The 21,484-nt window shown below is 70.7% G+C and carries 18 protein-coding genes and 5 pseudogenes; 5 read left to right on the top strand and 18 right to left on the bottom strand.

The window, feature by feature from the left end:
* Nucleotides 1-25: 25 nt before the first annotated feature.
* Nucleotides 26-802 (bottom strand): (2Fe-2S)-binding protein, encoded by a 777-nt coding sequence (locus ACSLTV_RS28495; protein WP_432136759.1) that lies wholly within the window; start codon nucleotides 800-802, stop codon nucleotides 26-28.
* Nucleotides 803-1,012: 210 nt separating this feature from the next.
* Here ACSLTV_RS28495 and ACSLTV_RS28490 point away from each other — a divergent pair, with 210 nt between their 5' ends.
* Complete coding sequence (locus tag ACSLTV_RS28490) at nucleotides 1,013-2,290, top strand: DMT family transporter (RefSeq protein WP_432136760.1); 1,278 nt, start codon at nucleotides 1,013-1,015, stop codon at nucleotides 2,288-2,290.
* On the opposite strand, the gene ACSLTV_RS28485 is transcribed toward ACSLTV_RS28490, so the two are convergent.
* On the bottom strand, nucleotides 2,280-3,554 hold the full coding sequence (locus ACSLTV_RS28485; RefSeq protein ID WP_432136761.1) for a transglycosylase family protein: 1,275 nt from the start codon (nucleotides 3,552-3,554) through the stop codon (nucleotides 2,280-2,282). The genes ACSLTV_RS28490 and ACSLTV_RS28485 overlap by 11 nt on opposite strands.
* Before the next feature lie 306 nt (nucleotides 3,555-3,860).
* Here ACSLTV_RS28485 and gndA point away from each other — a divergent pair, with 306 nt between their 5' ends.
* Complete coding sequence (gene gndA, locus ACSLTV_RS28480; protein ID WP_432136762.1) at nucleotides 3,861-5,300, top strand: NADP-dependent phosphogluconate dehydrogenase; 1,440 nt, start codon at nucleotides 3,861-3,863, stop codon at nucleotides 5,298-5,300.
* Nucleotides 5,301-5,977: 677 nt separating this feature from the next.
* Here gndA and ACSLTV_RS28475 read toward each other — a convergent pair.
* The 3 genes and pseudogenes from ACSLTV_RS28475 to ACSLTV_RS28465 all read right to left on the bottom strand — a co-directional run bounded on the left by ACSLTV_RS28475 (nucleotide 5,978) and on the right by ACSLTV_RS28465 (nucleotide 8,219).
* Nucleotides 5,978-6,325 (bottom strand): GNAT family N-acetyltransferase, encoded by a 348-nt coding sequence (locus ACSLTV_RS28475; protein ID WP_432136763.1) that lies wholly within the window; start codon nucleotides 6,323-6,325, stop codon nucleotides 5,978-5,980.
* 22 nt (nucleotides 6,326-6,347) lie between these two features.
* Nucleotides 6,348-6,767: an aspartate 1-decarboxylase gene (gene panD, locus ACSLTV_RS28470; protein WP_432155351.1), complete on the bottom strand. Its 420-nt coding sequence runs from the start codon at nucleotides 6,765-6,767 to the stop codon at nucleotides 6,348-6,350.
* Between the two features lie 198 nt (nucleotides 6,768-6,965).
* Nucleotides 6,966-8,219: pseudogene (locus ACSLTV_RS28465) on the bottom strand (IS3 family transposase).
* A gap of 488 nt (nucleotides 8,220-8,707) precedes the next feature.
* Between ACSLTV_RS28465 and ACSLTV_RS28460 the strand changes: the two are divergent.
* Nucleotides 8,708-9,100: a hypothetical protein gene (locus tag ACSLTV_RS28460; protein ID WP_432136778.1), complete on the top strand. Its 393-nt coding sequence runs from the start codon at nucleotides 8,708-8,710 to the stop codon at nucleotides 9,098-9,100.
* Here ACSLTV_RS28460 and ACSLTV_RS28455 read toward each other — a convergent pair.
* Both ACSLTV_RS28455 and ACSLTV_RS28450 read right to left on the bottom strand, forming a co-directional pair.
* A pseudogene (locus tag ACSLTV_RS28455) lies at nucleotides 9,060-9,354 on the bottom strand (nucleotidyl transferase AbiEii/AbiGii toxin family protein); the annotation flags it as partial. The gene ACSLTV_RS28460 and the pseudogene ACSLTV_RS28455 overlap by 41 nt on opposite strands.
* The gene (locus ACSLTV_RS28450; protein WP_358419508.1) at nucleotides 9,351-9,713 is read right to left on the bottom strand and encodes a hypothetical protein; all 363 of its coding nucleotides are present in this window, start codon (nucleotides 9,711-9,713) and stop codon (nucleotides 9,351-9,353) included. The gene ACSLTV_RS28450 and the pseudogene ACSLTV_RS28455, both read right to left, overlap by 4 nt.
* Before the next feature lie 163 nt (nucleotides 9,714-9,876).
* On the opposite strand from ACSLTV_RS28450, the pseudogene ACSLTV_RS28445 reads away from it, so the two are divergent.
* Nucleotides 9,877-10,718 (top strand): annotated as a pseudogene (locus ACSLTV_RS28445) (IS5 family transposase).
* Here the strand turns inward: ACSLTV_RS28445 and ACSLTV_RS28440 are convergent.
* The 8 genes and pseudogenes from ACSLTV_RS28440 to ACSLTV_RS28405 all read right to left on the bottom strand — a co-directional run bounded on the left by ACSLTV_RS28440 (nucleotide 10,698) and on the right by ACSLTV_RS28405 (nucleotide 17,633).
* Nucleotides 10,698-11,162 (bottom strand): DUF5959 family protein, encoded by a 465-nt coding sequence (locus tag ACSLTV_RS28440; protein ID WP_432136779.1) that lies wholly within the window; start codon nucleotides 11,160-11,162, stop codon nucleotides 10,698-10,700. The pseudogene ACSLTV_RS28445 and the gene ACSLTV_RS28440 sit on opposite strands and share 21 nt — an antisense overlap.
* Nucleotides 11,163-11,784: 622 nt before the next feature.
* Complete coding sequence (locus tag ACSLTV_RS28435; RefSeq protein ID WP_435613126.1) at nucleotides 11,785-12,819, bottom strand: DUF6215 domain-containing protein; 1,035 nt, start codon at nucleotides 12,817-12,819, stop codon at nucleotides 11,785-11,787.
* A 264-nt stretch (nucleotides 12,820-13,083) separates the two neighbouring features.
* A pseudogene (locus ACSLTV_RS28430) lies at nucleotides 13,084-13,179 on the bottom strand (RNA polymerase sigma factor SigF); the annotation flags it as partial.
* A 354-nt stretch (nucleotides 13,180-13,533) separates the two neighbouring features.
* Nucleotides 13,534-14,928 carry an NAD(P)-binding domain-containing protein gene (locus ACSLTV_RS28425; protein WP_435613125.1) on the bottom strand — a complete coding sequence of 465 codons (1,395 nt, stop codon included), beginning with the start codon at nucleotides 14,926-14,928 and terminating at the stop codon, nucleotides 13,534-13,536.
* A gap of 620 nt (nucleotides 14,929-15,548) precedes the next feature.
* Complete coding sequence (locus ACSLTV_RS28420) at nucleotides 15,549-15,935, bottom strand: DUF3592 domain-containing protein (protein WP_435613124.1); 387 nt, start codon at nucleotides 15,933-15,935, stop codon at nucleotides 15,549-15,551.
* A gap of 103 nt (nucleotides 15,936-16,038) precedes the next feature.
* Nucleotides 16,039-16,240: pseudogene (locus tag ACSLTV_RS28415) on the bottom strand (FAD-dependent oxidoreductase); the annotation flags it as partial.
* Nucleotides 16,237-17,328: an ACR3 family arsenite efflux transporter gene (gene arsB / locus ACSLTV_RS28410; RefSeq protein WP_432136783.1), complete on the bottom strand. Its 1,092-nt coding sequence runs from the start codon at nucleotides 17,326-17,328 to the stop codon at nucleotides 16,237-16,239. The pseudogene ACSLTV_RS28415 and the gene arsB, both read right to left, overlap by 4 nt.
* Nucleotides 17,325-17,633, bottom strand: coding sequence for an ArsR/SmtB family transcription factor (locus tag ACSLTV_RS28405; protein ID WP_432136784.1), 309 nt, complete (start codon nucleotides 17,631-17,633; stop codon nucleotides 17,325-17,327). The genes arsB and ACSLTV_RS28405 overlap by 4 nt, the downstream gene beginning before the upstream one ends.
* A 217-nt stretch (nucleotides 17,634-17,850) precedes the next feature.
* On the opposite strand from ACSLTV_RS28405, the gene ACSLTV_RS28400 reads away from it, so the two are divergent.
* On the top strand, nucleotides 17,851-18,279 hold the full coding sequence (locus tag ACSLTV_RS28400) for an arsenate reductase ArsC (protein WP_432136785.1): 429 nt from the start codon (nucleotides 17,851-17,853) through the stop codon (nucleotides 18,277-18,279).
* An 82-nt stretch (nucleotides 18,280-18,361) separates the two neighbouring features.
* Here ACSLTV_RS28400 and ACSLTV_RS28395 read toward each other — a convergent pair whose 3' ends face one another.
* The 3 genes from ACSLTV_RS28395 to ACSLTV_RS28385 form a co-directional block, all read right to left on the bottom strand.
* Entirely contained in the window at nucleotides 18,362-19,546 is a 1,185-nt protein-coding gene (locus ACSLTV_RS28395) for an ABC transporter ATP-binding protein (RefSeq protein ID WP_432155358.1), read from the bottom strand.
* A gap of 91 nt (nucleotides 19,547-19,637) precedes the next feature.
* Nucleotides 19,638-20,471, bottom strand: coding sequence for a carbohydrate ABC transporter permease (locus tag ACSLTV_RS28390; protein ID WP_432136787.1), 834 nt, complete (start codon nucleotides 20,469-20,471; stop codon nucleotides 19,638-19,640).
* Nucleotides 20,471-21,421, bottom strand: a complete 951-nt coding sequence (locus ACSLTV_RS28385) for a carbohydrate ABC transporter permease (protein ID WP_432136788.1) — start codon at nucleotides 21,419-21,421, stop codon at nucleotides 20,471-20,473. The genes ACSLTV_RS28390 and ACSLTV_RS28385 overlap by 1 nt, the downstream gene beginning before the upstream one ends.
* Nucleotides 21,422-21,484: the final 63 nt, after the last annotated feature.

Raw genomic sequence — 21,484 nt, 5'->3', positions numbered from 1 at the left:
CCCCTGCTCCTCGTGGCCGGTTCCTTCATGGTCGCCCAGACGGGGCGTGCGGGGAAGAGCGCGGGGGCCGGGTGAAGCAGCAGTCGCCGCAGACGCCCCCGCCGGGGACGCGGTAGTACAGGCAGCAGCTGCGCCGGCGGAAGACGGGACCGCCCGCGCCGGTGCCGGAGGCTTCCAGGCGCCCCGTGCCCGCGAGCAGGGGATGGGTGAACAGCCGGCCGGCGAGGGAGCGGGTGGCCGCGACCAGGTCGGGGCGGCCGTGGTCACCCGCCCAGCGCTCCAGTTGCCGCGCGGCCCCCGCCAGCGCCGAGGCGGCGTTGCCCCACAGCAGGCCGGGGGCGAGCCGGTGGTCGGCGCGCACCACGGCGGCCAGCGGTTCCAGGTGACCCTCCAGCACGACCTCGGCGAGCCGGTCCACGGGCAGGGGCCGTACGCGGGTCAGCCACAGGTCGTCCGGCGCACCGGCGTCGGGGTCCCACCGCACCAGCCGGGGGTCGAGGTCGGGCAGCCGGCCGTAGAGCACGGCGCAGCCCAGCGCGATCGACCAGAGCCGGGCGGCCAGCCCCTGGTGCGCCACCGACGCGGCGACCCGCTCCTCCGGGGCACGGATGCTCCGCGCGACCTTCCGGACGCGGAAAATCATGGAATGTCCGTAAACATGGGATGACCGTCCGGCGTAGGCGTCCGCCAGGGTCGGCAGCGCGCCCGGCGGGTCTCCGGCCGTGCGCAGGAGGAAGAACCCGCCGAGCGGGCGGAGGGCGGTGAGATCGGGGTCGAGGTCCACGAAGGGCAGTAGTACCAAGGGGGATCGGGGTTGTGATCAGGGGGTCCGTCGGGGGTGTCACCCGTCCTGGGGAGGAGGGTGCGTCCGGAGTACTCCATCGGCAGTAGGACCCATTGAATGCTCAGGGACGACGACGGGAAGAGATCCGCGCGGCATCGTGTTCTCCATGGAAGCCGACCGTTCACCGCGCCGGGCCCCGCGCCCCCGCCCCACGCAGAGGAGCTGCCGATGAGCGCCCTCGCGTTGTCCGTGGTCCTGTCGCTCGTGTCCGCCGTCGCCTACGCCGGCGGGGCGATCGTGCAGGAGCAGGTCGCGCTGTCCTCGCCCGAGGGGAGCTACGCGCCGCTGCACCGGCCGAGTTGGTGGGCGGCGGTGGCGATGAACGGCCTCGGCGGCCTGCTGCACGTGGTGGCCCTCGCCTACGGGCCGCTGAGCCTGGTGCAGCCGCTGGGTGCCCTGACGATCGTGTTCGCGCTGCCGATGGCGGCGCTCTTCGTGGGCCGCCGGGCCGGACGGACCGCCTGGCGGGGCGCGCTCATGGCGACGGTGGGTCTGGCCGGACTGCTGTCCCTGGTCGGCGCCTCCGAGACGCACTCGCTGAGCACCGCGGAGCGGGTGAGCGTCGCCCTGGTCACCGGTGGGGTGGTGGTCGCCCTGATGATCGCCGGCCGGGCCGCCCACCGCCATCCGGCGGTGCGCAGTGTGCTGCTGGCCACCGCGTCCGGGATCGCCTTCGGCATGGCGTCCGTGTTCACCAAGATCGCGACCGTCGACTGGAGCGGCGCCGTCCGCCCGGCCGACCTGCCGACGCTCGCCGCGATCGGCGTCTTCGCCGTCGCCGGAGTACTGCTGTCGCAGGCGTCCTACCGGGGCGCCGGCCTCGCCGCCCCGCTGGCCACGCTGACCGTGGTCAACCCGGTGGTGGCGGCCGCCGTGGGCATCACGATGTTCGGTGAGACCTTCCGCTACGGCACCATCGGTACGGCGCTCGCGCTGAGCTGCGGCGTGGTGGCGGCGGGCGGTCTGATCCTGCTGACCACCGAGCGCCTTGCGAGGACGCCCGGGGGTGGCGACATGGTGGTGGGTGTGGGCGTGGACGGCACACCGGACGCGGCGGCCGAGGGCGCGCCGACGCCGGTGATCCAGGAGGCCGGACTCGCCGCGCGCGAGGAACTGGTTCTGGAGGAGGCACTGGTTCCGGACAGGGTGCTGGTCCCGGACCAGCGTCTTGTACCCGACGGGGTGGTGGTCCCGGACGAGCGTCTCGTTCCCGACGGGGTGCTGGTCGCGGGCGGAGAACCGGTGCCGGAGGCCGAGCTGCTGGGCACCGTGCCGGTGCAGTCGGCCGCCGTGCCCTACGCGGGCCGGGCGGCGCCGGCCTGGCTGCCCTCCCCGCTGGGCGGGCCCGTCGGCGCACCGGTGCCGCCGTACGGGTCCGGCACGGACGGCCGGGCAGTCCTGCCGGCCCCGGTGCTCGACCGGCACCGTACCCGCGTCAAATCCTGACGCCGCCCGCCCGGAGGTACGCCACCGGGTCGATGTCGGAACCGAAACCGGGCCCCGTCCGCACCTCGAAGTGCAGATGCGGGCCCGTGCTGTTGCCCGTGGAGCCGGAGCGGCCGATGCGCTGACCGACGGTGACCGACTGACCGGCACGTACGGAGATCGCCGAGAGGTGGGCGTACTGGGAGTAGTGCCCGTCGGAGTGCCGGATCACCACCTGGTAGCCGAACGAGCCGCCCCAGCCCGCGCTGACCACCTCGCCCGCCCCGACCGCCTTCACGGAGGTGCCCGTGGGCACGGGGAAGTCGACGCCGGTGTGGTAGCCCTTCGACCAGGAGGAACCGGTGGCGTGGTACCGCGTGCCGGTGGCGGCGGCCACGGGGGCGACCAGACCGGCGGTGTGGGTCCTGGGGGCGGCCTGGGACGTGGAGGTGCTCCGCGTCTTCGGCTCGGCCGGCTGCGTGGTGCGCCGGGGCGCGGTCCTCGGCTCGGGTGCCGTCTTCTGTTTGTGGGCCGCCTCGGGTTTCTGGGCCGTCTTCGGCTTCTGGGCCGTCTTCGGCTTCGACGCGGTGCCGGGCTTCTCGGCGGTACGGGACTTCGGTGCGGCCGGCCCCGGCCTCGACGAGGCGCCCACGTCCAGCCGCTGGCCGGGCAGGATCAGGTCGGGGTCGGCACCGATCGTCGACCGGTTGGCCGCGTAGAGCCGCTGCCAGCCGCCCTGGACGTGCCGGCGCTCGGCGATGCCGGAGAGGGTGTCGCCGTGCACCACCGTGTACATCGCGGTCTTGCCGACCCGGGACTGCGGGGTGCTCTGCGGCTGGATGTCCTTGGCCTGGACGGCGGTGGGACCACCACCGGAAGGGGCCTTGTGCGGCCGGGGCTCGGCCTGGTCCCGGGTCAGCCCGCCCCGCGTCGAACAGGTCGGCCAGGCGCCCGGCCCCTGGCCGTCGAGGACCTTCTCGGCCACGGCGATCTGCTCGGCGCGGGTGGCCAGGTCGGCCCGCCCGGCGTACCGCAGACCGCCGTAGGCCTCCCAGGTGGACTGGGTGAACTGCAGCCCGCCGTAGTAGCCGTTGCCGGTGTTGATGTGCCAGTTCCCGCTCGACTCGCAGGCGGCCACCTTGTTCCAGGTGTCCGCGTCCGCCGCGTGGGCGGCGCCGGCGCCCATCAGCGGGATGGCCATACCGGCGCCACCCGCGGTCACGGTGAGCGAGGCGCGGTTGATCCTGTTCGGCTGGTACCGGCGGTGCCGGCCGCGTACGGCCATGTCTCAAGCCCCCTCGACAGGCGTCAGGGCGGCAAAAGTAAGCGCTGCGAACCGGCCGGGACAAGGGCGCAATCGGCCGCTTGCGCCCCCCAAATGGCGAGAAAGCCGCGCTCCTTGGCCGGATCGTCGGCGCCCCGGCTGAGGCGAACGCGGCCCGGCGCGCGTACTGGAGCGGGCAGAAGCGGATGTGCGGCCGGTGGAACGGCACGTCAGCATGGTCGGGGAAGCCGCACGGACCATACTGGCGGGCGAGCACGACCGGTACGGCCTCCACGTTGTCCATCCATGTTTCGAGGAGCAGGCGGTATGAGCACTACAGCCCAGATCGGCGTCACGGGACTCGCGGTCATGGGCCGCAACCTCGCCCGGAACTTCGCCCGCAACGGCTACACGGTGGCCGTGCACAACCGGACGGCGGCGCGGACCCACGCCCTGGTGGAGGAGTTCGGGCACGAGGGCGAGTTCGTCGCGGCCGAGACCGCCAAGGAGTTCGTGGCGGCGCTGGAGCGCCCCCGCCGCCTGGTGGTGATGGTGAAGGCCGGTGACCCGACGGACGCGGTGATCCAGGAGTTCGCGCCGCTGCTGGAGCCCGGCGACATGATCATCGACGGGGGCAACGCCCACTTCGCCGACACCCGACGCCGGGAGCGCGAACTGCGCGAGCAGGGAATCCATTTCGTGGGCATGGGCGTCTCCGGCGGCGAGGAGGGCGCGCTGCACGGCCCGAGCATCATGCCGGGCGGCCCGAAGGAGTCGTACGACTCGCTCGGCCCGATGCTGGAGAAGATCTCCGCGAAGGCGGCGGACGGTGCGCCCTGCGTGACGCACGTGGGCCCGGACGGCGCCGGTCACTTCGTGAAGATGGTGCACAACGGCATCGAGTACGCCGACATGCAGTTGATCGGCGAGGCCTACCAGCTGCTGCGCGAGGTCGCCGGGTACGAGCCGGCGCGCATCGCGGAGATCTTCCGCACCTGGAACACGGGCCGGCTGGACTCCTACCTGATCGAGATCACCGCCGAGGTGCTGTCCCATGTGGACGCGGCGACGGGGCGGCCCTTCGTGGACGTGGTGGTGGACCAGGCGGAGCAGAAGGGCACCGGCCGGTGGACCGTGCAGATCGCGCTGGACCTGGGTGTCCCCGTGTCGGGGATCGCCGAGGCGGTGTTCGCGCGGTCGCTGTCCGGGCACGCCGGGCTGCGCGCCGCGTCGCGCGGGCTGGCCGGGCCGACGGCAGCGCCGCTGGGCGAGGCGGAGGCGGCGGCCTTCGCCGACCGGGTCGAGCAGGCGCTGTACGCGTCGAAGATCGTGTCGTACACGCAGGGCTTCCACGAGATCGACGCGGCCCGTGCCGAGTACGACTGGGACATCGACCTGGGCGCCGTCGCCTCGATCTGGCGCGGTGGCTGCATCATCCGCGCGGCCTTCCTCGACCGGATCCGCGCGGCCTACGACGCCCGTCCCGACCTGCCGAGCCTGCTGAGCGACGAGACGTTCGCGCGGGAGATCGCCGCGGCGCAGGACGACTGGCGCGAGGTGCTGGTCGCCGCGACCCGTCAGGGCGTGCCCACCCCGGGTTTCTCCGCCGCGCTGGCGTACTACGACGCCCTGCGCGCCGAACGGCTGCCGGCCGCCCTCACGCAGGGGCAGCGGGACTTCTTCGGGGCGCACACGTACCGGCGGGTGGACCGGGACGGCTCGTTCCACACGCTGTGGGGCGGCGACCGGTCGGAGGTGTCCGCCTAGCCAGGACGCCGGAGTCCGGCGTCCCGTCACGACGTGAGCGGTGACGGGTCTGCGGGGCTACGGGGGCGCGGGGGCCGGTCGCACGGTTCCCGCGCCCCTCGCGCGTCGAGGCACCCTCAGCTGAGCGGAGGACCTGGTTCCGGGTTGGGGACCGGTTCCGGTCCCGGGGGGATCGGCGACGGACCGGGCTCGGGCACCGGGCCGGGGGCCGGGGGCGCCGGTGTCGGGGGCGCCGGCGGTGTCGGGGTGGGGGGTGGCGGCGGGGCCGGCGGAGGCTCCGGGGCGGGTACCGGGCCAGGAGGTGGCTCCGGGTGCTGCGGATCGGGGCCCTGCGGATCGGGGCCGGGCGTGGGGCCCGGCTGCACCGGGTCGGGGTACGGGTCGGTCATGGTGTCCTCCAGCCAGTGGTCGGCAGTGGCTTTGGACTACTCCCCCGGCTACCCGCCCGGCGCGCGCACAGTCACCCGGCGGCACGGACCGTCACCGTCCGCTTGGCGCAACGAGGGGCACGTGGGTCGTCCGACGGCGTCGGGCGGGCAGAGGAGCACGGGCACCCAGCTGGCGGCGGGCCCTGCCACGCGCGGGGCTGTCCGGTCGCCGAAGGCCGACGGCACCGTCCCGCCGACGCGATGTTCCGCCAGGGCCGGGGGACGCCGTGGGAAGGCGCACGCGGTGCGTCAGAAGCGGCCCGGGTGGGCCGCCAGCCAGTCCTTCGCCGCGCGCAGCAGGGCGGGGTCGGCGACCGGCGCCTCCTCCGGGTGACGCGCGGCCCACTTCATGACGTACGGGCACAGCGGGGCGACGGCGCTGCCCTCACGGGCGGCGACGCGGTACAGCGCACGGGCCAGGGACCCGGCGATGCCCTTCCCCTCGTGCGCGGGCTCCACGATCGTGTGCACCGGGACCAGCGCCGACGCCGGTGACTCCAGCGTGAAGTACTCGATGCGGCCCACGACCTCACCGCCGTCTCCGAGGGCCTCCAACCGCCCGTCGGCCCGGTCGTCACGGATCTCGATGTCGGTCATGGGCGCGCTCCTCGTCGGCTGGTCAGGCCCGTACGGCCTGTGGGCTGCGCTCCTGGTCGGAGCCCGGCACCGGCTCCGAGGGGTCGGCCCCCAACGACACGATCCGGTTGTCCGCGTCCACATGCACGACCTGGGGCCGCAACGCCCGCGCCTCGGCGTCGGTGACCTGAGCGTAGCTGATGATGATCACCAGGTCGCCGGGGTGCACGAGATGGGCCGCGGCCCCGTTGATCCCGACCACACCGGAGCCACGCTCACCCTCGATGACGTACGTCTCCAGCCGGGCCCCGTTGGTGATGTCCACGATGTGCACCAGCTCACCGGGCAACAGATCGGCGGCGTCGAGCAGATCGGCGTCGATCGTCACGGATCCCACGTAGTGCAGGTCGGCCTGGGTGACGGTGGCGCGGTGGATCTTGGACTTGAACATGGTGCGCAGCATGTTGAACTCCTGGAAGACGGCTCCCTGCCAGCTTTCTGCAGGTCAAGGGCGATATCACCCTACAACTGGCACGCACCTGAGTCGAAGATTGTGAGGAACATCGCTTCACTTCGGTGAGCCGGCTCCCTGCCTGGGCTTCCGTACGAACCAGGCTGTTGTGGCTCGTCGAACTGAACCGCCCCGGGTTCGGTAGAGATCTCAGTTAGTGGTTGTGACCTGGCGTTTCGTGGCTGTCAGGTAGTAGCTGGTCTCGTATTCGACGGGTGGGACGTGGCCTATCTCACCGTGCAGGCGTCGGTGGCAGTACCAGTCGACCCACTCGGCGGTGGCCAGTTCGACCTGGGAGAGGGTCTTCCAGGGGCGCTGCGGCTTGATCAACTCGGTTTTGATCAGGCCGATCGTGCTCTCCATCAGGGCGTTGTCGTAGGCGTCGCCGACGGAACCGATCGAGGCCGCGATGCCGGCCGTGTCCAGGTGCTCGGCCAGCTTGAAACTGGTGTACTGGCTGCCCGCATCGCTGTGACGTATCAACTCGCCCCGGACGTAGGGGAGTTCATCGCGATCGCGCTGCCACAGCGCCATCTCCAGAGCGTCCAGGACGAGCCGGGTCTCCTTTGATGTCGCGGCGGACCAGCCGACGATCCGGCGGGAGAAGGTGTCCACGACGAAGGCGACGTAGACCACTGCGGACCAGGTTCGCCACGTGCGTGAAATCCGCAACCCAGCAGCGGTTCGGCGCGCTGGCGACGAAGTCGCGCTCGACGCGGTCGGGCGCCCGCTCGACTTGCTGGTCGGGGATCGTGGTGATGACCTCCTTGCCACGGACGGCGCCGGTGATGCCCATCTCGCGCATCAGCCGTTCGACGGTGCAGCGGGCCACCGTGCGGCCCCGCCGGTTCAGCTCCCGCCAGATCTTCCGAGCCCCGTAGACACGGTAGTTGTCGGTGTGGACCTGCCGGATCAGCTCCTTGAGTTCCGTGTCCCGCACGGTACGGGCGGACGGAGCGGCCAGGCGTTTCTTGTGGGCGTAATAGGTGGAAGGGGCGATCTTGCAGTCGTGCTCGGTGAGCGACCTGCAGATCGGCTCGACCCCGCCGAAGCGGTCCCGGTGCTCGTCGATGAACGCTACGAGCGCGTGTGTGGCCGGTCGAGCTCGGCCGCGAAGAAACTCGCCGCTGCCTTGAGGATCTCGTTGGCCCGCTTCAGCTCGGCGTTCCCCTTCTTCAGCGCCTTGAGCTGGGCAGACTCCTCCGTCGTCGTCCCCGGACGCGTCCCCGCGTCGGCCTCGTGCTGCTTCACCCAGTTCCGCGGCGTCTCCCGCGAGCCGATGCCGAGCTTGTCGGCCACCGCCTGCAGAGCGGCCGTCTCGTTCGGGCAATCGTCGCGGACCTCGGCGACCATGCGCACCGCACGGCGGCGCAGCTCAAGCTGGTAACGGGAGGGTCGTGCCATGACTCGATGCTTTCACGAAATCGAGTCTCCATCCGAGCCGGGGCGGTTCAAGGATTACGCCTGGGCTTTCGCAACGCGCCGGTGCCTGTTCGGGCAATTGTCCGGGAGAGCCCAGCGACTCATGCTGGCCGGATGCTGACTTGCCTGATGAACCATTAAAGGTGCGGGAGACCACTCTGCACACGGACAACGTGCGTCCACGCACCGACCTGTCGGGCACCGACATCGCTCTAGTCCGTGGGAAACGGTCCCCTTTGGTAATCGCCCGGTCGGCGCTCGACCGCCCGGAAACCGGCTCGCTGCCTGCCGCCCGCCCGAGGCCCTCGGCAGCGTGGAACTCGCGAGCGAGGCGGGGTCGAGGCGCTGACACCGACCGCCCGGGCCGAAGTCCAGCTCACGCGCCCCTGCGCACTTGCGTGCGCCGCTCCTCCCTTCCGTACGGTCCAGCCGATGGCTGAACCGCCCACGCACACCGTGAAGGAGAGCCGTTGAAGCCGACCGAGGAAGTGCTCCAGGACCTGACCCGGCCCTCGAACGTCTCCGTCCACTCCGACGACGCGCTCGTCGGGAAGGTGAAGGCCGCCATCACGGCGGACGACGAGAAGCGGAAGGAGAACGAGGACGAGCCGCTCCGCCGGAAGCCCGCCCTCGTCCCGATCCTGCCGACAGAGCTGCCCCGGCAGTTCGAAGTGACCCTCTGGGACGTGCTCCACACCCTCGCCCGGGCCACTGCCCTGTCGTGGCGCGGTGCGGGCCGGGGACTGGCGGAGCACTGGGGCGCACTCAAGTACACCCAGGCCCTGGCCGGCGGTCGTGACTCCTTCCTCGGCCTCACCGACGAACATCGACCTCACACTCCTCGCCGGTGTCCGGATCGATGACGAGGAACCGGCCGCTGAGCGGATCAGTCTGGACGTGCGTGGTCCGGCATCCGCGCGCGGAGGCCGGCTGTGAGTGAGGCGACGATCTCCTGCATCGGAGCGGGGTTCTCGGTGGCGACGTCGAGGTCACGACTGAAGCGTTCGACCAGGCCGTGAGCCTGCACGGCGTATCCGCCGGTGAGGACCAGAGGGTAGGGGGAGCCGAGGTCGAGGATGTCGGCGAGGAGACGCTCGTGGAGCGGAGTGAGCTTCATGCGGCGGTCGTGTCGGCCGGAGCGGTGCGGAGCAGCTCGGGGAAGGCGTCCTCCCAGACCTCGCGGATGTAGGGGCTGATCAAGCGCCGCAGCACGGGCCACTGATCGGCGAGCAGCCGGTGGTGCAGGAGGGTCACCAGGTCCTGGCGCAGTCCTTCGGCGAGGACGGTCCGGTAGAGCGTCATGCGGGACTTCGGACGGTCCAGGCTGTAGCTCGTCCGCCCGGACCAGACGATGTGGAGCGGCAGGTCCACGTTGCCCTCGATGGGGCCGGCCAGCTCCTGCAAGCGCTCGGGCAGTCGGCTGCGATAGCGGTCCCGCAGCACCTCGGCGCGGGGCGCGGTGGTCGTCGTGTCCATGCATCCAGCATCACTGCTGGGAGGCGGCGGCACGGCGGATTCGGGGTCCCCTGTGGTACGTACATCGGGCGGGCGCCCGCCCTTCCCTCGGACGTCTCACCCAGTGGGCGCTTAGAACTCCTAACGAAATGATCTTCGAGGTGGTTGGATCACTCCGGAACCGATGATCTGGGGGTGCGGGGTGGCTCGTCCGAAGCCGTGGGAAGTCGACGACGAGCTGTGGGCAGTGATCGAGCCGCTGCTGCCCAAGGTTGAGCGCCGGACCCTGCACCCTGGGCGCAAGCGGCATCCGGACCGGCTGGTGTTCCAGGGCATCCTGTTCGTGCTGCACACCGGGATCTCTTGGGAACACCTGCCGCAGGAACTCGGCTTCGGGTCGGGCATGACCTGCTGGCGGCGCCTGGCCGAGTGGACCGAGGCCGGCGTGCGGTCCCGGCTGCACTAGGTCCTCCTCGCCAAGCTCCGCAGCGCGGACGCCTTTGACTTCTCCCGGGCGGCCGTCGACGGCTCCCACATCCGCGCGTTAAAGGGGGCTCCAAGACCGGACGAAGCCCTGTCGACCGGGGCAGGACGGGCAGCAAGCACCACCTGATCACCGACGCCACCGAGATCCCGCTCGCCGCCACCCTGACCGGCGGCAACCGCAACGACGTCACCCAGATGATCCCGCTGCTCCAGGCCGTGCCGCCAGTGCGGGGCAAGCGCGGCCGGCCCCGGCGCCGCCCGGACGTGGTCCTCGCGGACCGTGGCTACGACCACGACAAGTACCGCCGTCTTGTCTGGGACCTCGGCGTGAAGCCACTGATCGCCCGCCGTGGCACCGAACACGGCTCCGGTCTGGGCACTCAACGCTGGGTCGTGGAGCGCGCGTTCGCCCATCTGCACTGGTTCCGCCGCCTGCGGATCCGTTGGGAGATACGAGATGACATCCACGAAGCCTTCCTCACCCTGGGATGCGCACTCATCTGCTGGCGACGCCTGAACTCACTGCCAGTAGCCCCTTGACCGAGGCGTCGTCACCACCTCGTTCGGCCACGTCTGCCGGACCCGTCCGAGCTGCTCACGCAGTTCGTCCACCCAGTTGTCCCCCGGATCCAGGACAACGCGGACCGAAACCCCGGACTCGCCACCGTCGTCCACCGTGACGACGGGACGGGGCACCGAGAATTGCCTGTCGATCTCAATCCGGATCTCGGCGTCGCTCATGGCCGTCCAGCGGATGCCCTGCCTGTCGGAGAGCTCGTTCAGGGCCGTTGACCAGTCGTCCATGACTTCCGGTGACAAGCACAGCCCAAGGCGCCCGCCGACGAAGGCGCTCGTGATGACGAGCTCGGCATCAAGGTAGTCGTTGTACGGCGTGTCCCCGGGCCTGTTCCGCCCCAGAATGCGTACCCGGACGCTGCTGTCCGGGTCGATCAGGCAGATCAGGTCCACCCCCTCCTCATCCACGCGCCCTCCCGAACCCCAACGTCTTCCCGATCATCATGCCCGAGTCGCGAACTGGCCCCGGTCGGTATTTCGTCAGGAGTTTTCAGCGCATCATCGCCTACCCGTGCAGGCCCCCAGATGGCGTGGCAACCGGCTGCCCTACAGACCCGGGAGCAGCCCCGCTCGCGGGCGCGGGTGATCATGACGCAGGAGGTTACGCGGAGGGCCGCCGCAGTGGAGTCGGCTGTGGCTTCGGTCTCGGTGTCAGAAATGACGACCTTGCCGCGGGAGCCAGGCACCTGTGCCCAGGTCCTCCGTCATGGCGGCCATCGGTCAGCAAGCAGGGACGCTCCGCGACCGATGCTGACCGTTTGCTGACCTGGAGGCAGCGATCAGGGCGCTGACCTGCCACAATACCCAAACGCTAGATCTTGGACTTGAACATGGTGCGCAGCATGTTGAACTCCTGGAAGTCGGCTCCCTGCCTGCTTTGTGCAGGTCAAGGGCGCTCTCGACTTTACACGGGCACACGAAGCCGATGATTGTGAGGAACATCGCTTTCAACGGGGAGAGGGCTCCCTGCCTGGGCTTCCCTGACGCTGCGGCTTGAGGGCACACACGGGTGTGGCCCCCGAGCACCTCGTCACACACTCCGTTCCGGGATCGCCGGAAGAACCTTCTCGGCGATGTCGAGGAGAGCGCTGTCGTCCGGGAGGGCTCCGGATGCGCTCCACACGGTGATGTCGTAGTAGCCGCCCAGGTCCTTGCCGTCGAGGGCCACGGTCAGCGTTCTGGCCTGTGGGCCTCGCTCGACGGGTCCGCCGGATCCGCCGCTCCCGAGATCGATCTCGATCTTCATGGTGTGATCCGAGAAGAGGACCGCGGGTCGGCCGAGGACCGAGAGCGTCCTGATGTCCGTCTCCTCCCCGAACGCCATCAGTTTCACGTACTGGGCGACCGACAGCTCGTTGTACGTGGCCGAGACGTTCACGGTGTAGGTGTCGAACTGGACCTCAGCCTCCGGCTGGGCGACCTTCCCGTCGGTCAGGGGAGCGGTGTTGCTGGTGCCGGAGGCCACCGCCGCGGTCTCCGTGGGCGTTCCGAGGAGTTGGGCCAGGTCGGGCCTGTTGAGCGCCTTGCACAGCTCGCCGCCGGTGACAGCCCGGGCCGTGTGTTCGTAGGCGCTCGGCAGCTCCTCGTCCTCCCCGCTCGAACATGAGGCGGCCGGGGGCGCGTTGTCGATGTCGGAAGGTAGGAGATGCGGTCCGAGCCACAGTGCGGCCCCGAGTGCCGCGACCACGGCCACGGCGGCGACTGCCTGGCCCCACGCGTTGGGCTCCTTCTCGGTAGCGGCCGGAGTCGGCCGCTGCCCCGCCGGAGCCTGGGACTGGGACTGGGACTGGGGCTGGGGCTGGGGCTGGGGCTGGGCGGCAACGTCGGACACCGCCCTGCCCGCGGAGGCCGCCGTGCTCGGGTTCCGGCGCGCACGCAGGGCCCGGACGACCATGTGGACGCGCACCGCGGTGAAGACAAGGAACGCCACGCCGATCGCGGCTGCCGCCCCTTCCTCGTCGCGCAGGGCCAGATACATGATGCGTACGCCGAAAACAGACCCGACCACGATGAGCAAGGGCTCCCGGATCCAGAAGGGCAGGAGACGGAGGAAGAAACCGAGCATCTGGCGATCACACCAGGGCAAGATCGCGCCGGCTGTGATGGAAGCCATAATTCCGGCTCAGGACCCAACCGTGACCGCAGAGAAGGCATGGCTGCCCCCGAGCCCCGGCGGGCCGGGGCTCTCCCTTCACCGGCGCACCTCGGCTACCGCCTCGACCGCTGCGAGAACCTCACGCGAGGAGGAGCCACTCGACAGGCTCGGCGCCCAGCGCGGGTCCGGGGCTCACCAGCGGGTGAGAGCGGCGAACGCGGGCCGACAGAAGGTGGCGGCCATCGCGAGTCCGGCCGGCGCCTCGATGAGCGTGTTGCGCGCGTACTGGTACGCCGGCGTGCCCTCCTCCAGCTCTCCGAGCCGACGGAACCCGGCTGAGGAAGACCGGGACGGCGGGGGCCGGGGCCACGATCAGCAGGCTGATGACGCCGAGCACCGTGCCGGCGGTCGTCACGGCGCGGGGGCCGCGACGGCCGAGGAGGCGGCCGACACGGATTCCGGCAAGGGCGGAGACGCGAGAGCCTGGGAGAACACCGCGGTGGCCGCCCCGGTCGGCCAACCGGTCGCGGCGGTGATCTGGGGGGTGAGGACGGGGGAAGGCTCTGCCCGCCCTCCCGCCACGCAAATCCTGACCTGGGGCCTCGTCCACGCACTCTGCGGAGGGCCGCGACCCGTCGTCCCCTGTTCCGGTCGCAGCCCCGCCGTCGCGGGTGTCCAGGCCGGTCATGAACCGCAGCAGCCGCCCGCCGGGGCCTGCTGGGCAGGCGTCCCGAGCGTGGCGGGGGCGCCGAGCTGGACGAGCGGCGCGGTGGGCGCGCAGCAGCCGCCGCCGTCGGCCTGCTGGGCGTCGGGAGCGTCGAACAGGCCGGCGCCGCCGCAGACTCCGGTCTCGGGAAGGGTGAGTTCGACGCGGTCGGCTGACTCGAGGTCGCCCGCGAGCGCGGCGGCGACGGAGCGGACCTGCTCGTAGCCGGTCATCGCCAGGAAGGTCGGGGCGCGACCGTAGGACTTCATGCCGACCAGGTACACCCCGGGTTCGGGGTGGGAGAGCTCGCGGTGGCCGTGGGGGTGGACGGTGCCGCAGGAGTGCTGGTTCGGGTCGATCAGCGGAGCCAGTTCGGCCGGCGCCTGGAGGCGCTCGTCGAGGCCCAGACGCAGCTCGCCCAGGAAGGAGAGGTCGGGGCGGAAGCCCGTCAGGACGATCACCTCGTCGACAGGGGCCAGGCGGCGCCCGTCCTCGCCGACCAGGGTCAGGCGGCCGTCGTCCGCCCGCTCGATCGCCTCGGTGCGGAAGCCGGTGACCGCGTCGGCGTGGCCCTCGTCGACGGCGGCCTTCGCCGTCAGGCCCAGCGCGCCGCGCGCCGGAAGCTGGTCGGCTTGCCCGCCACCGAAGGTGGAGCCGGAGATGCCCCGGCGCAGGATCCACACCCCCTTCGTTCCCGCGCCGTCGTCGGACTTGGCCAGGTCGGCCAGGTAGGCGAGGGCGGTGAAGGCCGAGGCTCCGGAGCCGATCACGGCAGTGCGCTTGCCCGCGTACCGGGCCCGGACGGCGGGGTCCTTCAGGTCCGGGACACGGTAGGTGATCCGATTCGCGGCGGCCTTCTCACCGAGCGCGGGCAGGCCGCTGCCGCCGGCCGGGGACGGTGTGGCCCAGGTACCGGAGGCGTCGATGACGGCATGGGCGAGGACGCGCTCGTCACGGCCCTCGGCATCGGTGATGTGAACGACGAACGGCTGCTGCTCGCGGTCGGCGTCCACGAGCCGGTCCCGGCCCGCCCGGGAGACACCGGTGACGGTGACGCCGGTACGTACCCGCTCGCCGAGGACGTCGGCGAGCGGCCGCAGGTAGAGGTCCGCCCAGTCGCCGCCGGAGGGGTAGGCGGCCGGGTCGGGTCGGGTCCAGCCGGTGGGAGCGAGGAGCTTCTCGGCGGCCGGGTCGACGACTTCGCCCCAGGTGGAGAACAGCCGCACGTGGCTCCACTCGCGCACCGCGAAGGCGGCGGCCGGTCCCGCTTCCAGGACCAGTGGCTCGATGCCGCGCTCGACGAGGTGGGCGGCAGCGGCCAGGCCCGTGGGGCCGGCTCCGATGACGACGACGGGGAGCTGCTGGGTGCTCATGGTGCTCGGGCTCCTTGAGAGGTGGAGGAGGCTCAGCGCGCGTGGGTGAGGGCGATCGGCTGGTTGTGCCGGCGGAACCGGCCGCTCGGGCAGGGCGCCACTGGCCTGGGCGCGGCTGTCGCAGAAACCGACGCCGGCCGGATGGCGGGCGGTGCGGCGTTCCAGGGTCACCGCAAGCACGGTGTGGACGGCGGTAGCCACGACGACTCCTTGTTTCGATATCTGTCGATGACTGCCGACACCTCGGAGCTTGCCAGCTGTTTCGACGAACGTCAACATAGACGCATATCGAAATTCGGGGGGTCTTCGGACCGGGGCGACACCAGGGTCTCCCGTCAGGTCGCCGCACGCGGTCGACCACCGCGGCCCCGAGCCCTTCACCGGCCGACGTGTCGGCGTCGTGGGCGGCGCCAACCCCGCTGTGCGGGTCGCCGCCGCACTCGCGCGCGGTCGCCGTGAGGGCGGTGGCCGTCCGCCGGCCGATCAGCTCGACGCGACAGGGCCCGCCAGGCCGCGTCTGGCAAGTACTGCGTGAGTGAGAGGGCTCTGTTGTGTCGGATGTGCGCTGGACCCGTCGCGTGAGGGCGGGCGTGCGCCGCTTTCGACGCGAGGCGGCCGGTCTAGAAGACGTGCACCATCGGCACGATGCTGAGGGCAACTCCCAGCAGGCCCGCCATGTCGTAGTGCTTCCAGAACGGTTTGCGGGAAGCGAGTGCCGTCTCCGCGCGCCCAGGGGACATCGGGTCGTAGAGGACTGCGACGGTGGCCCCCTCTCGGGTGCCGGCGGGGACGTGGCCTTCATCTGCACTGTGTGTCCGCTTGACGCCGTCTGGCGTCGTATAGCTCAGAAGGAACCGCGGGCCGCCCTTCCCACGCCAATCACGATCGATGCACCGAGCGGCGACCTCGACGCCCCAGGAACGAAGCGTCAGCCGCCGCCACATCTGCCAGACCACTGTGAGCAGCAGGAAGACTGCAACACTGTCGCAAGCGATCATGTCCTGCACCCTCAAGGCTCCCCCATTTCCGCGGCGGCACTGATGAGCATTCAGCCAGCCGTCGAGGCCCTCCGGTGCTGCGTTACCGGCTCGCGAAGCCAGAGGACGAGTGGGGCGAGGCCCGACCGGGCAGCGAGGAGTGTTCCGCCGGGGAGAAGAGACGCAGCGAGTCCCACATGTGCTGCCAGGCCCCGCCCGGCGCGGACGCGGCATCGAGGATCGTGAAGTCCAGTCCCCGGCAGACGCAGGTGGCGGCCGGCGGCCAGCCCCGCTTGGCCGGCGCCGACCACCACCACGTCCACGTGCCGCGTCATGAACCCGGCCGGTCGGCCGTGAACCTTCGCCGCCAGGCCAGCGACACGTACACCAGCGCCACGAGGACCGGGACCTCGATGAGCGGGCCGACCACGCCCGAGAGAGCCTGGCCGGAGGTGACACCGAAGGTCGCGATGGCGACCGCGATGGCCAGCTCGAAGTTGTTGCCGGCGGCCGTGAAGGCGAGAGTGGCGGTGCGGTCGTAGGCGAGACCGATCGCCTTGCCGAGCGCGAAGGTGCCGAACCACATCACCGCGAAGTACACGAGCAGCGGCAGGGCGATACGGGCCACGTCCAGCGGCTGCGAGGTGATGGTTCTGCCCTGCAGGGCGAAGAGGACGACGATCGTGAACAGCAGCCCGTACAGCGCCCACGGTCCGATCTTCGGCAGGAACTTCTGCTCGTAGTTCTCGCGGCCCGTCTTTCGTTCGCCGATCCGGCGGGTCAGGAAGCCGGCCAGCAGCGGGACGCCCAGGAAGATCACCACGTTCAGGGCGATCTTCCACATGGAGATGTCCAGGTGCTCGCCGTCGCCGAGGCCCAGCCAGCCGGGCAGCAGGTCGAGGTAGAACCAGCCGAGCAGGCCGAACGCCAGGACCTGGAAGACCGAGTTCAGCGCGACAAGGACGGCGGCTGCCTCGCGGTCCCCGCAGGCGAGGTCGTTCCAGATGATCACCATGGCGATGCAGCGGGCCAGGCCGACGATGATCAGGCCGGTGCGGTACTCGGGCAGGTCCGGCAGGAAGATCCATGCCAGGGCGAACATCACCGCGGGGCCGAGGATCCAGTTGATGACCAAGGAGGGGATCATCAGCTTGCGGTCGCCGGTGACGGCGTCGAGCTTGTCGTAGCGGACCTTGGCCAGGACCGGGTACATCATGATCAGCAGGCCGAGGGCGATCGGCAGGGAGATCCCGCCGATCTCCACCTTCGCCAGCGCGTCGTCCAGTCCGGGGATCAGCCGCCCGAGCCCGAGGCCGACTGCCATGGCGATGAGGATCCACACGGCGAGGTAGCGGTCGAGTGTGGAGAGCTTGGCGACGACGGATGCTTCCTGGTTCGTCGCGGGCGCCTCGGTGCGGGTCACGGGCAGGCCCTCTTGTTGTGGGCGGCAGCACGGGCCTGCTCGGCGAGGTCGGCGAACTGCCCGGCGAGCTGGGCGACGACGTCGGGGCGCAGCTTGTAGTAGGTGAAGCGTCCGCACGGTTCGGTCTCGACGACCCCCGCCTCGCGCAGAACTCTCAGGTGGTTGGAGAGGTTGGTCTGCCTGGCACCGGTCTCCTCGACGAGGTGGGTGGTGCACAGCGTCTCGCGGGCGAGCAAGGTCACGATCCGGAGCCTGAGCGGGTCGGCCAGCACCCGGAGCAGGTCAGTGTCGACTGACGTCATCATGGGCTGATAATGTCACATCAGCCGAAGGTGATACCAGCCTGGACTGACCTATTAGCACGCCGAACGGGTCCCTCGACGGCGCCCAGACCGCGCCCCGACCGCGGTCACCCGCCACATCCGCAGCGGCATCGACCGCCGCACCACCGACTTGCCCGCCGGCCGGCCGGGCATCCGAGCCCCCGCGCCGCCTGCCCCTCCCCTCGACAAGGAAGAACACATGCCCTCCGCCCCGCTCGCCTCCGTGCTGTTCGTCTGCGTGCACAACGCCGGCCGCTCGCAGATGGCCGCCGGTTTCCTCTCCCACCTCGCGGGCGACCGCGTCGAGGTCCGCTCCGCCGGCTCCCTCCCCGGCGACCAGGTGAACCCCGCGGCGGTCGAGGCGATGAAGGAAGTCGGCATCGACATCTCCGCCGCCGAGCCGAAGGTCCTCACCACCGAGGCCGTCCAGGCGTCGGACTACGTGATCACGATGGGGTGCGGCGACGCCTGCCCGGTCTTCCCCGGCAAGAAGTACCTCGACTGGGCTCTCGAGGACCCCGCCGGCAAGGGCGTCGCGTCCGTACGCCCCATCCGCGACGAGATCAGGACCCGCGTCGAGGCCCTGATCGCCGAGATCGACGCCGAGCCGCATGCGGGGACCCCGTGAGACACGGCCGCGGGGCGGCTCCGCGGTTGGCCGGACGCGGAGCCGCCCCAGCAGCGGGGACGGCCCGCCCCGGTGCGGTTCGTCAGCCGGCGTTCGCCGGGTGGGAGAGGTTGGAGCCGGTCCTCGGGTCGAACACATGGGCCTTGCTCATGTCGACCCGCATCTCCAGCGGCCGGCCCTCCCGCGCACGCGTGGCGGCGTCCAGGCGGGCGACGACCTGCTGGACGTCGCCGGCCCCGGTGTCCCTGAGACCCGAGTCGGTCGCGAGCTCCTCCAGTTCGGCGCTCCGCGCGGGGCCGCCCTCCTGGGTGAAGTAGACGTACACGTCGGAGCCCAGGGACTCCAGCACGTCGATGGTGGCGGTGATGACCGGGCCGTGGGCGTCGTGCGCCAGGGCCGCGTCCTCGAAGGCCTCGGGACGCAGGCCGACGATGACCTCGCGGGGTGCGTTCTGCCGCTCCAGTGCCTGCCTGGTCCGGTCGTCCAGAGGGAGTTCCCCTAGGGCGGAGCGCAGGGTGCTCCCCTCGAAGGTCGCGTTGAGGAAGTTCATCGCCGGGGAGCCGATGAAGCCGGCGACGAAGAGGTTGCGCGGGAGGTCGTAGAGCTGTGCGGGCGTTCCCACCTGCTGGACGACTCCCAGCCTCATGACGACGACGCGGTCGCCGAGGGTCATCGCCTCGGTCTGGTCGTGGGTGACGTACACGGTGGTGGTCCCCAGGCGCCGTTGCAGGCGGGCGATCTGGGTGCGCATCTGGACGCGGAGCTTGGCGTCCAGGTTGGACAGCGGCTCGTCCATCAGGAACGCCTTCGGGTCGCGGACGATCGCCCGCCCCATCGCCACGCGCTGCCGCTGGCCGCCGGACAGGGCGGCCGGCCTGCGGTCGAGGAACTCGCTCAGGTCCAGGACCCGCGCGGCCTCCTCGACCTTGCGGTTGATGGTCGCCTTGTCCACCTTGGCCAGCCGCAGCGGGAAGCCCATGTTCTCTCGGACGCTCAGGTGCGGGTACAGGGCGTAGCTCTGGAACACCATCGCCACGTCGCGGTCCTTCGGCGGAAGGTCGTTCACCACCCGGTCGCCGATTCTCAGGGTGCCGTCGGTGATGTCCTCCAGGCCCGCGATCATGTTCAGGGTGGTGGACTTGCCGCATCCGGACGGACCGACCAGGATCACGAACTCGCCGTCGGCGATGTCGAGGTCCACGTCCTGCACGGCGAGGGATCCGTCGGGAAAACGCTTGGTGACTCCCGAGAGGACGATCTCGGCCATGGGTGGTGCCTCCTTGTCTTCACAGCTTCCGGTTCAGGGGTGCGCCATCGGGGGTGGCGGGTCCACGGCGGGCCCGCCGCCCGGGGGCCGGTCACCCCTTGACCGCCCCGGAGGTCAGTCCGGCGACGATCCGCCGCTGGAAGAACAGGACGAAGATGATGATCGGAACGGTGATCACCACGGCGGCCGCGGCGATCGACCCCGTGGGTTGCTCGAACTGCGAACTGCCGGTGAAGAACGCGATCGCGGCCGGCACGGTCCGGGCGCGGTTGGTGGAGGTCAGCGAGATCGCGAAGAGGAAGTCGTTCCAGCAGAAGATGAACACCAGGATGGCCGTGGTGAACACGCCTGGCGCCGCCAGCGGGGCGATGACCAGCCGGAACGCCTGCGCCGGGGTGGCCCCGTCGACCTTGGCGGCCTTCTCCAGGTCCCAGGGGATCTCCCGGAAGAACGCCGACAGGGTGTAGATGGCCAGCGGCAGCGAGAAGGTCATGTAGGGGATGATCAGGCCGATCCAGGTGTCGAAGATCCCCAGGATGCGCTCGATGTTGAACAGCGGCGAGACCAGGGAGATCGGCGGGAACATGGCGATCAGCAGCGACATGCCGATGAGGAGCCCCTTGCCGGGGAACCTGAGCCTGGCGACCGCGTAGGCGGCCATGGTGCCCAGCACGACGGCGATCGTCGTGGAGATCAGGGCGATACCGATCGAGTTGATCAGCGCGCGGGTGAACTCGCTGGTCTGGAAGATGCCCCGGTAGTTCTCCCAGGTCCACTGCCTGGGGATGTAGTACCCGTCGGTGAGCGTGCTCGGGTCCTTGAAGGAAAGGGCGATGATCCACCACACCGGGAACAGGGCGTACAGCACCACCGCGACGTTCAGGACGCCCCATCGGACGGCGTGCGTCCTTCCGACGGCTGCCATCAGCGCTTCACCTCCGCGCCGGGTGCCGCCGCACCGAACAGTTTGACGAACGCGAACGCGATGATCGCGACGCAGATGAAGATCAGCACCGAGATCGTCGATCCGATGCCCAGGTTCAGGGCGGTGAACAGGTTGTCGTAGCCGAGGATCGACACGGACCCGGTGCCGTGCGCGCCCGAGGTGAGGATGTAGATGTTGTCGAAGATCCGGAACGCGTCGAGCGTACGGAAGAGCAGTGCCACCAGGATCGCCGGTTTCATCAGGGGCAGCATCACCTTGGTGAAGCGCTGCCAGGGGGAGGCGCCGTCCACCATGGCCGCCCGCAGGGTCTCCTCGGGCACCAGGGCGAGGCCCGCGAGGAGCAGCAGCGCCATGAACGGCGTGGTCTTCCACACCTCGGCGAGGACGATCAGCCACAGGGCGGGCCACTGCTCGGTCAGCGGGGCGCTGCCGCTGGGCAGCAGCCCGGCGAGATAGCCGAGTTGGGGGGTCCAGGCGTACTGCCAGGAGTATGCGGCGACCACCGTGACGATTCCGTACGGGATGAGCACCGAGGTGCGGACGGCGCCGCGCCAGAAGATCGTCCGGTGCATGACGAGGGCGAGCCCCATACCGAGGACCAGTTCGACGGCGACGGAGACGCCCGTGATGAACACCGTCACCCAGAAGGCGTCCCACCAGTACGGGGAGGACAGCACGATGCCGTAGTTGCTCAGCCCGACGAACTCCGCCTGCCCCGGGAAGCGCAGGTCGTAGCGCTGGAGGGAGAGGTAGACGGCGTACCCGATGGGGTAGGCGGTCACCGCGAGCATGACGATCACGGCCGGGGCGCAGAGCAGCCAGCCGAGCCGCCGCTCCTGCCGGGCGCCCTCCGACAGGGCCTTGCGGTCCTCCCCCTGCTGCTGCTCGGCGGGCGGTGGGCCCGCTTCCGACGGGGCTTGCGTGCTCATCTCGGACCACCTCGGTGCGGGCGTGGCGCACGAGGGTTCCGGCCGGCGGCGGATCGGGGACGG

This window comes from Streptomyces sp. bgisy159 (assembly GCF_965341775.1).
Lineage (GTDB): Bacteria > Actinomycetota > Actinomycetes > Streptomycetales > Streptomycetaceae > Streptomyces.
Note: the sequence above shows the minus strand (reverse complement) of the source record. Positions and strands in the feature narration are given on the sequence as shown.

Coding starts and splice junctions, on each gene's coding strand:
- ACSLTV_RS28490 (WP_432136760.1), top strand. CDS start 1,013: ATGAGCGCCCTCGCGTTGTCCGTGGTCCTGTCGCTCGTGTCCGCCGTC.
- ACSLTV_RS28485 (WP_432136761.1), bottom strand. CDS start 3,554: ATGGCCGTACGCGGCCGGCACCGCCGGTACCAGCCGAACAGGATCAAC.
- gndA (WP_432136762.1), top strand. CDS start 3,861: ATGAGCACTACAGCCCAGATCGGCGTCACGGGACTCGCGGTCATGGGC.
- ACSLTV_RS28475 (WP_432136763.1), bottom strand. CDS start 6,325: ATGACCGACATCGAGATCCGTGACGACCGGGCCGACGGGCGGTTGGAG.
- panD (WP_432155351.1), bottom strand. CDS start 6,767: ATGCTGCGCACCATGTTCAAGTCCAAGATCCACCGCGCCACCGTCACC.
- ACSLTV_RS28450 (WP_358419508.1), bottom strand. CDS start 9,713: ATGGACACGACGACCACCGCGCCCCGCGCCGAGGTGCTGCGGGACCGC.
- ACSLTV_RS28435 (WP_435613126.1), bottom strand. CDS start 12,819: ATGCTCGGTTTCTTCCTCCGTCTCCTGCCCTTCTGGATCCGGGAGCCC.
- ACSLTV_RS28425 (WP_435613125.1), bottom strand. CDS start 14,928: ATGAGCACCCAGCAGCTCCCCGTCGTCGTCATCGGAGCCGGCCCCACG.
- ACSLTV_RS28405 (WP_432136784.1), bottom strand. CDS start 17,633: ATGATGACGTCAGTCGACACTGACCTGCTCCGGGTGCTGGCCGACCCG.
- ACSLTV_RS28400 (WP_432136785.1), top strand. CDS start 17,851: ATGCCCTCCGCCCCGCTCGCCTCCGTGCTGTTCGTCTGCGTGCACAAC.
- ACSLTV_RS28395 (WP_432155358.1), bottom strand. CDS start 19,546: ATGGCCGAGATCGTCCTCTCGGGAGTCACCAAGCGTTTTCCCGACGGA.
- ACSLTV_RS28390 (WP_432136787.1), bottom strand. CDS start 20,471: ATGGCAGCCGTCGGAAGGACGCACGCCGTCCGATGGGGCGTCCTGAAC.
- ACSLTV_RS28385 (WP_432136788.1), bottom strand. CDS start 21,421: ATGAGCACGCAAGCCCCGTCGGAAGCGGGCCCACCGCCCGCCGAGCAG.